Source organism: Kitasatospora sp. NPDC101801 (assembly GCF_044766665.1).
Classification (GTDB): Bacteria; Actinomycetota; Actinomycetes; order Streptomycetales; family Streptomycetaceae; genus Kitasatospora.
In genome coordinates this window covers 670,743-678,009 of sequence record NZ_JBIWML010000001.1, presented here as the reverse complement: position 1 = coordinate 678,009, position 7,267 = coordinate 670,743, and the positions used below count along the sequence as shown (strand labels likewise).

The 7,267-nt window shown below is 73.6% G+C and carries 7 protein-coding genes; all 7 read right to left on the bottom strand.

Annotation, left to right across the window (positions count from 1 at the left end; genetic code table 11):
* Positions 1–37: 37 nt before the first annotated feature.
* The 7 genes from ACIRPK_RS03035 to ACIRPK_RS03005 all read right to left on the bottom strand — a co-directional run bounded on the left by ACIRPK_RS03035 (position 38) and on the right by ACIRPK_RS03005 (position 7,155).
* Complete coding sequence (locus tag ACIRPK_RS03035) at positions 38–259, bottom strand: MbtH family protein (RefSeq protein ID WP_403032057.1); 222 nt, start codon at positions 257–259, stop codon at positions 38–40.
* Positions 260–382: 123 nt separating this feature from the next.
* Positions 383–1,801 (bottom strand): amidase family protein, encoded by a 1,419-nt coding sequence (locus tag ACIRPK_RS03030; RefSeq protein ID WP_403032054.1) that lies wholly within the window; start codon positions 1,799–1,801, stop codon positions 383–385.
* Entirely contained in the window at positions 1,794–3,071 is a 1,278-nt protein-coding gene (locus ACIRPK_RS03025) for an MFS transporter (RefSeq protein WP_403032052.1), read from the bottom strand. The genes ACIRPK_RS03030 and ACIRPK_RS03025 overlap by 8 nt, the downstream gene beginning before the upstream one ends.
* Positions 3,064–4,350: a glutamate synthase-related protein gene (locus tag ACIRPK_RS03020; protein ID WP_403032049.1), complete on the bottom strand. Its 1,287-nt coding sequence runs from the start codon at positions 4,348–4,350 to the stop codon at positions 3,064–3,066. Before ACIRPK_RS03020 ends, ACIRPK_RS03025 begins: the two co-directional genes overlap by 8 nt.
* Complete coding sequence (locus ACIRPK_RS03015; protein WP_403032046.1) at positions 4,347–5,363, bottom strand: asparagine synthetase A; 1,017 nt, start codon at positions 5,361–5,363, stop codon at positions 4,347–4,349. The genes ACIRPK_RS03020 and ACIRPK_RS03015 overlap by 4 nt, the downstream gene beginning before the upstream one ends.
* Complete coding sequence (locus ACIRPK_RS03010; RefSeq protein ID WP_403032043.1) at positions 5,360–6,670, bottom strand: methylaspartate mutase; 1,311 nt, start codon at positions 6,668–6,670, stop codon at positions 5,360–5,362. Before ACIRPK_RS03010 ends, ACIRPK_RS03015 begins: the two co-directional genes overlap by 4 nt.
* A complete protein-coding gene (locus tag ACIRPK_RS03005) occupies positions 6,667–7,155 on the bottom strand; it encodes a cobalamin B12-binding domain-containing protein (protein ID WP_403032040.1) in 489 nt (162 codons plus the stop codon). The genes ACIRPK_RS03010 and ACIRPK_RS03005 overlap by 4 nt, the downstream gene beginning before the upstream one ends.
* Positions 7,156–7,267: the final 112 nt, after the last annotated feature.

Genomic DNA, 7,267 nt, shown 5'->3' with positions numbered 1-7,267 from the left:
CCTCACGCGGTCCCGCCCTCTAGCGGATGAATGACGGTCAGGAACTCTTGGCGAGCGCGCTGTCGGCGATCAGGCTGGCGGGCCGCAGGTCGGTCCAGTGCTCCTCGATGTACGTCAGGCAGGCGGACCTGGAGGTGGCGTCCTGCACGGTGTTCCAGCCGGCCGGGACCTCGATGGTCGCGGGCCACAGGGAGTGCTGGTTCTCGTGGTTGACCAGGACCAGGAACTGCCCGTCCTCGTTCTCGAAGGGGTTGCTCATCTCGTCCTCCTGGGACTTGTCGAATGCGCTTACGGGGGAAAAGCTAGGGGCGTTCTCGCGGCGTTCGAGGAAGTGCCGCAGGGCAGTTGACCGGCAGTTCTGCCCCCGCCGGGCGGTGCGCTCTCAGCGCAGCGCGGGGGTCCGCCGGACGGCGCACGCCTCGGCCAGCCGGAGTGCCACCGGCAGCAGCCGGTCCAGCGTCGGCGGGCCGAACACGGAGAGTCCGACCGGGAGTTCGCGGAAGTGGCCGACCGGCAGCGAGATGTTCGGGTAGCCGGCCAGTGCGGCGGGGGTGGAGCTGCCGGGGGTGCCGGGGTCGCCGAGCTCGTAGTCGATGACGGGCGCGGGTTCGTTGCTGGCCGCCAGCACGGCCTGGACGCCGTACCGGCGCATGGTGCGGTCGAGCAGCCTGCGGGCCTGTTCGCGCGAGCTGTGCCGGGCCAGCCCGGCCTTCTCGCGCTCCGGCTCACCGATCAACTGGGCCTGCTCGAAAAGGTCCTGGTCGAAGAGCGAGAGCTCCACCGGGTCGGCCCGGTTGCCCTCGATCAGCTCGGCCAGGGTCTGCGGCCCGCCGGGACGGCTGCGCAGATACGCCTCCAGCCCCGGGCGGAACTCCGCGTACATCGCCAGCAGCCCGTCCTCGACGGTCTGCCGGTCCAGGGCCAGGTCGATCGGCACCACCGCGACCCCGGCCGAACGCAGCGCCTGCACCGCGGAGTCGAGCACCGCGTCGACCGCGCCGGGCATCCGGGGCACCCGCCAGAGGCCGACCCGGAGCATCGCCGGGTCGGGCTCGGCGGGCGGCCGGCCGGTGAGCGCCGCGATCGCCAGCGCGGCGTCGCCGAGCCGGGCGGCCAGCACCCCGACGGTGTCCTGGACCGGCGAGATCGGCACGATGCCGTCCAGCGGCAGCAGCCCGGTCTCGGGCTTCACCCCGACCACCCCGCACAGCCCGGCCGGGCCGACGATCGACCCGTCGGTCTCGGTGCCCAGCGCCAGCGGCGCCATCCCGGTGGCCACCGCCACCGCCGAGCCGGCCGAGGAGCCACCCGGGCTGCGGTCCAGCCGGTACGGGTTGCGGGTCTGCCCGCCGGTACCGGACCAGCCCTCGGTGGCCTGGGTGGAGCGGAAGTTGGACCACTCGGAGAGGTTGGTCTTGCCGAGCACCACCGCGCCCGCCGCCCGGAGCCGGCTGACGATCCCGGCGTCCCGGCGGGGCGGGTTCCCGGCCAGCAGCCGGGAACCCGCCGTGCCCGCCAGCCCGGCGGTGTCGATGTTGTCCTTGACCAGCACCGGGATGCCGTCCAGCGGGCCGCGTTCGGCCCCGGCGGCGTACCTGCGGTCGGCCTGGGCGGCCTGCTCCAGGGCACTGTCGTCCACCGCGAGCACCGCGTGCACCAGTGGGTCGACCAGCTCGATCCGGTCCAGGCAGCGCCGGGTGAGTGACACACTGGTCAGCTGGCCCTCGCGCAACTGCCGGTGCAGATCCGGGAGTTCCGGGAAGGCGGCGGTGCTCCGGTCCAGGTGTCCGGTGTCAGTCAAGGCGAACACCCCGCAGGCTCGGGGTGCCGACCACGATCAGCGCGGCGGCGACCGCGAAGGCGGCGAAGACGGTCATCGCGGTGCTGAAGCCGAGCAGGGTCACCATGGTGCCGACCGCCACGTTGGCCAGCGGGGCGCAGGCGAAGATGGCCAGCGAGAGCACCGACATCACCCGGCCGCGCATCGCGGGCTCGGTCCAGCGCTGCGCCATCGAGACCAGCACCAGGCCGAACTGACCGGTCACCAGGCCGAGGACGCCGTACAGCAGCATGCCGATCAGCAGCGAGTCGATGAAGGCCATCGCGGTCAGGCAGACCGCCGAGGCGGCGACCCCCAGGGTCAGCACCAGCCCGCCGCGCCGGCCGGGCGGCCAGGTCATGGTGACCACCGAGCTGGCCACCGCGCCGACGGTGTAGCCGGTGAGCAGCAGACCGGCGCCGGTGGCGCCCGCGTCGAGCCGGTTGGAGAGCAGTACCAGGCCGATGTTGACCGGCGGGGCGCAGGCCAGCTCGGTCAGCGCGATCACCAGGATCACCAGCCGGATCCGGCGCTCCCTGCGGAGGTAGCGCAGCCCGTCCAGCAGCATCTCCTTGAACGGCGGCTTGGCGGGCGCGGGCGCCGCCGGGTCCGCCGGGGCGGGCGGGGCGACCGGCTCCCGGGTGTAGCGCACCCGGGCGGAGGCGAAGGCGGAGAGCAGGAAGCTGACCGCGTTGGCGACGGCGACCAGCGGGACCCCGCCGAGGGCGATCAGCCAGGCGCCGATCGGGCCGCCGGCCGCCTGCCCGCCCCGGATGCCGAAGACGAACAGCGCGTTGCCCCGGACCAGGTCCTTGTCGGCCAGGATCAGCGGCTTCACCGACCCCGAGGCGGGGATGAAGAAGGCGCTGATGAAGGCGAGCAGCAGTGCGGCCCCGAGCAGGACCGGCACCGACGGGGTGCTCAGGCTCACCACCAGCGCGGCGGCCAGCATCACGGCGCCGCGCAGCACGTCGGTGATCACCATCACCCGGCGCGGCCCGCTGCGGTCGGCGATCACCCCGCCGCCGAGCAGACCGATCAGCCGGGGCAGGCTGGCCAGCATCAGCACGGTGCCGGTCATCGCCGGGCTGACGTCCCGGATCAGCGTCCAGGTCAGCGCCACGTACCAGGCGGAGTCGCCGAGTTGGGACAGGCTCATGGCCCCGGTGAAGGACAGGTAGTTCAGGCCGAGCGGCCCGTCGGCGCGCTTGGGCACCGGTTCGTTCTCGGTACGGGGCAGGGTGTCAGCCATGGTGGAGCACCTCCGGGATTCGGTGGGCCGGGGCCCCGGCCGAGGGCACGGGGGTGGGCCAGACGTCCTCGGGACCGAGGGCGGCGGGGGCGTACTTGCCGAGTGAACTGATCAGCAGCCGCAGCTCGAGGGCCAGGCACTCCACCAGCCTGGTCAGACCCGCCTCCGGGTCCTCGTCGGTGGCCAGCAGGGCGGCCCGGCCGAGACCGGCGGCGGTGGCGCCCAGGGCCAGGCTCTTCACCACCCGGCTGCCCTCCCAGAACCGGCCCGAGGCGAGCAGGCAGTCGCTCCGGGGGCCGATCCGGGCCAGGCACTCGCCGAGCGGCAGCCCGGAGTGCGCGAGGGTGGCGACCGGCGCCCAGCCGGTGCCGCCCTCGGCGCCGTCCACGGTGACCGAGTCGGCGCCGGCGGTCCAGGCGATGTCGGCGGCCAGCGCCACGTCCCGGCCGGGGTGCAGCTTCACCCAGACCTTGACCCGGGGGTAGTTGTTGCGCATCAGCCGGATCTGCTGACGCAGGATCTCCTCGGTGAAGGTGCCCGGGCTGCTGCACCGCAGCACCCGGTCGGCGTCCGGGCCGAACACCTCGTCCAGCGCGAACTGTTCGTCCACCCGGGCGGCGGCGGCCCGGTCCAGCACGGTCATCCCGCCCAGCCCCGGCTTGGCGCCCTGACCGACCTTCAGCTCGAAGGCCAGCCGGCCGCTCTCCAGCAGCGGCTGGGCGGCCGGGTCGCTGTAGACCAGGTTCCACACCTCGGCGTCGGCGTCCTCGGTGCTCTGCTGCACCGCCACCCCGCCCAGCCCGTCCGGGAGTTCGTCCAGGTAGGCGGCGATCCGGCCGAGCGCGGTGCGCCGGGTCTGCTCGCCGCCCCGGCCGTAGCCGCTCATCGGCACGATGTTCTCGCCGATCACCATCGGGATGCCGAGCCGCCCGGCCTGCCGACTGGCGGCCAGCACCTGGTCGGTGCCGGCCGCCCGGGTGGAGCCGAACGCGGAGAGGTAGAGCGGCAGGGCGGAGCGCAGGCCGCCGATCACGGTGTCCAGCGCGACGTCGGTGTGCAGCGGCTCGCGGCCCAGCTCGATCAGCTTCTCCAGCCGCTGCGGCATGAACACCGGCGGGGTGATCCGCAGTCGGTCGATCGGGTCGGCGGAGGTGCCGCCCTCCGCGCCGAACAGGGTGTGGCCGTAGTGGGTGTCGGCCGGGAATGCGGCGGCCGCCCCGAGCCTGGCCCGCACCCGGACCGCCTGCTCCGGGAAGCCCCGGGTGCGCAGGCCGGTCACGGCGACACCACGCCGGGCAGCTTGGGGAAGGCGTTGGCCTGCCAGGCGCCGTCCAGCCCGGCCAGGTAGCGGGTGAACCGCTCGACCCCGATGCCGAAGCCGGCGCTGGCCGGGATGCCCTCGCGGACCAGCTTGAGGTACCAGCCGTACTTGGCCGGGTTCTCGCCGGTCTCGCGCATCCGGGTGACGATCCGGGCGTAGTCGTACTCCCGCTCGCTCCCGCTGCACAGCTCGCCGTAGCCCTCGGGGGCGAGCAGGTCGAAGTTCCGCAGCACGCCCGGGTCCTGGGCGCTCTCCCGGTCGTAGAAGCCGCGTGAGCCCTTCGGGTAGTCGGTGACGAAGAACGGTTGGGCGGAGCGGGCGGAGAGCAGCGCCTCGCCCTCCCAGTCGATCTCGGCGTCCGGGTTCTGCGGGTGGCCCAGACCGATCAGCTCGGCCACCGCCTCGGCGTGCGTGCGGCGGCCGAACGCCTGGCCCAGCAGCGCGCCGAAGACCGAGGTGTCCCGGCCGAGCGCGGCGAACTCGGCGGGCAGGTCGGTGACCACCCGGGCGACGATGTGCCGGACCAACTCCTCCAGCACGGCGGTGATCTGGTCCCGGGAGGCGCCGGCCATCTCCACGTCGATCTGGTGGAACTCGGCCAGGTGGCGGCTGGTGTTGGCGGTCTCCAGCGGCTCCAGCCGGACGTTCGGCGCGATGCAGAAGATCTTCGGGAAGGCCAGCAGTGACGCCTGCTTGTAGAGGATCGCACTGGTCATCAGCTTGTACTTGTGGCCGTAGAAGTCGACGTCCACCTGCTTGGAGCCGCGCCCGCCCGGGTCGGTGACCGGGCCGATGATCGGCGGCAGCATCTCGGCGAACCCGGCGCCGGTGAGGTACTCCCGGGCCGCCGCCAGCATGTGCTGCTGGAGCCGGAGCACCGTACGGGTGGTCGGCGAGGTCAGGTGCTGCCGGGGGTCGGTCGGCGGGAGCAGCAGCTCCCCGGTGGTCGGGGCGTCGGCGGTGGTGGTCATCGGGCGTACTCCTTCTGCGGGGCGGGGGTGGTGAGTTGGCGGTGGCCTGCGGTCTCGACCGCGAGCCGGTCGAACCGCTGCTGGACGTAGGAGAGTGAGCCGAGCAGCCCGGACGAGGTCATCCGGCCGACGCCGCGCCCGGTGCCGCGCACCGGCATCGCGCCGGTGTCGGACCAGTGCAGCCGCCCGGCCGTGTCGAGGTAGCTGCGGGCCCGGCCGGCGTTGTCGGGGTGCAGGCAGTACGGGACGTCGAGCACGCCGAGCGCGAACGCCTTGGTGAGCGCCCGGCCGAGGTCCGGGTCCAGGTCGAGCACCGCCTGCACCAGGCCCAGCGCCTCCTGGTGGATGCCGGTGTCCTGGACGCTCGCGGTCGGCCGGACCTGCTCGGAGGCGCGGGCGGCGGCCTCCAGGGCGGTGACGTTCTCGGCGATGGTGGGGATCCGGTGCGCCTCGGCGGAGGTCTTCACGATCAGCCGGGCCGCCCCGGTCCGCACCGCCAGCCGGGCCGCCTCCTCCAGCAGCAGCCGGGCGCCGCCGGGGGTGCGCGGGTAGACGCCCATGTAGGCGTAGATGACGATGTGCCAGTCCAGGTTGCCGAGCAGGGCACCGGCGATCCGGCCGAGCGCGGTGACCGCCTCCTCGTCCTGGCCCGGGTGGGTCTGCTGGGCGTAGCTCAGCGAGACGCTGCGCAGGCCGTGCTGGCGGAAGAACAGCGCCTCCAGCACGCTGATCGCCACCAGGATTCCGGGCGGGGCGAGTTGGCCCATCATGCAGCCGCCGAAGGTCTCCAGGTGCGGTTCGGCGCCGTGCTCGCGCAGCCGGGCCAGGATGGCGCAGCTGGCCTCCCAGTTGGCCACCGACTGCGCGATCGGGGTCCGGCTGTAGGGCAGGCAGTAGGAGATCGGCCCGCCCTCACTGGCGGTCAGACCGGCCGCCACCACCGCCTCCAGGATGTCCTGCGGCGCGGCCGAGCCGTGCCGGACCTGGACCGGGAAGCCGGTCCCGGCGATGCCCTCGGTGACCGCCCTGGTGGTGGCGGTGCTGTACGCCACGATCGGGTAGCCGTTCAGCGGCACGCCCTCGGCCAGGGCGCGGCGGGCGGCCTCGTGGTCGCCGACCCGGGTGTAGCTGTCCAGCGTGATGGTGCCGACGGTGCTGGCGTCGGCCCGCCGGGTGGCCAGCAGGCCCTCGCGCATCAGGTACGGGTCGCTCATCCCCATCCGGGGCTGCACCACCAGGTGGCCGGAGCGGCGGGCGGCCTGCACGAAGCCGCCGAACGAGCCGGCCGGCAGCACGGGCGGGGTCATCGGGCACCCCCGGTGGGGAGGGCCCGCCGCCCGGCCGGCAGCGTCCGGACGAAGTCGTGGAAGCCGACGATGCCCGCGCTGTCCTCGAACACCGCGTCGAACCCGGCGTCCACCAACTCCTGGACGTGTGAGCCCTGTTCTGCGCCGGAGATGCCGAGCTTCCCGCCGATCACGATCGGCGTGCTGCGCAGCTCGGCGCAGTCCCTGAGCCGGCCGATCACCCGCCGGCCGTCGTTCAGGCCGTGCCCGTTGACGGTGGAGAGCACGATCAGGTCCGGGCGGCGGGTCCGGCACTCGTCGACCATCAGCTGGTCCGGTACGCAGGACCCGAGGTTGGTCACCCGGTGGCCGAGCTCCTCCAGCAACAGCTGGAGATAGATCAGGTTCCAGGTGTGCGCGTCCGAGGCCACGCTGGTGACCACGACCTCCAGGCCGGGGGCGCCCGACCCGGGGGCGGGTGGGCAGGGGTGATTGTCCAGCTCCATGATCGACTCTCACAGGGGTGGTGGTGGACTCGCCGGGACGCGGGGTGCGGTGCGCGGGGTACGGGGGCATCGACCCGGTCGGCGGAGGCGCTCCGGTGGTGGCGCCAGCAGC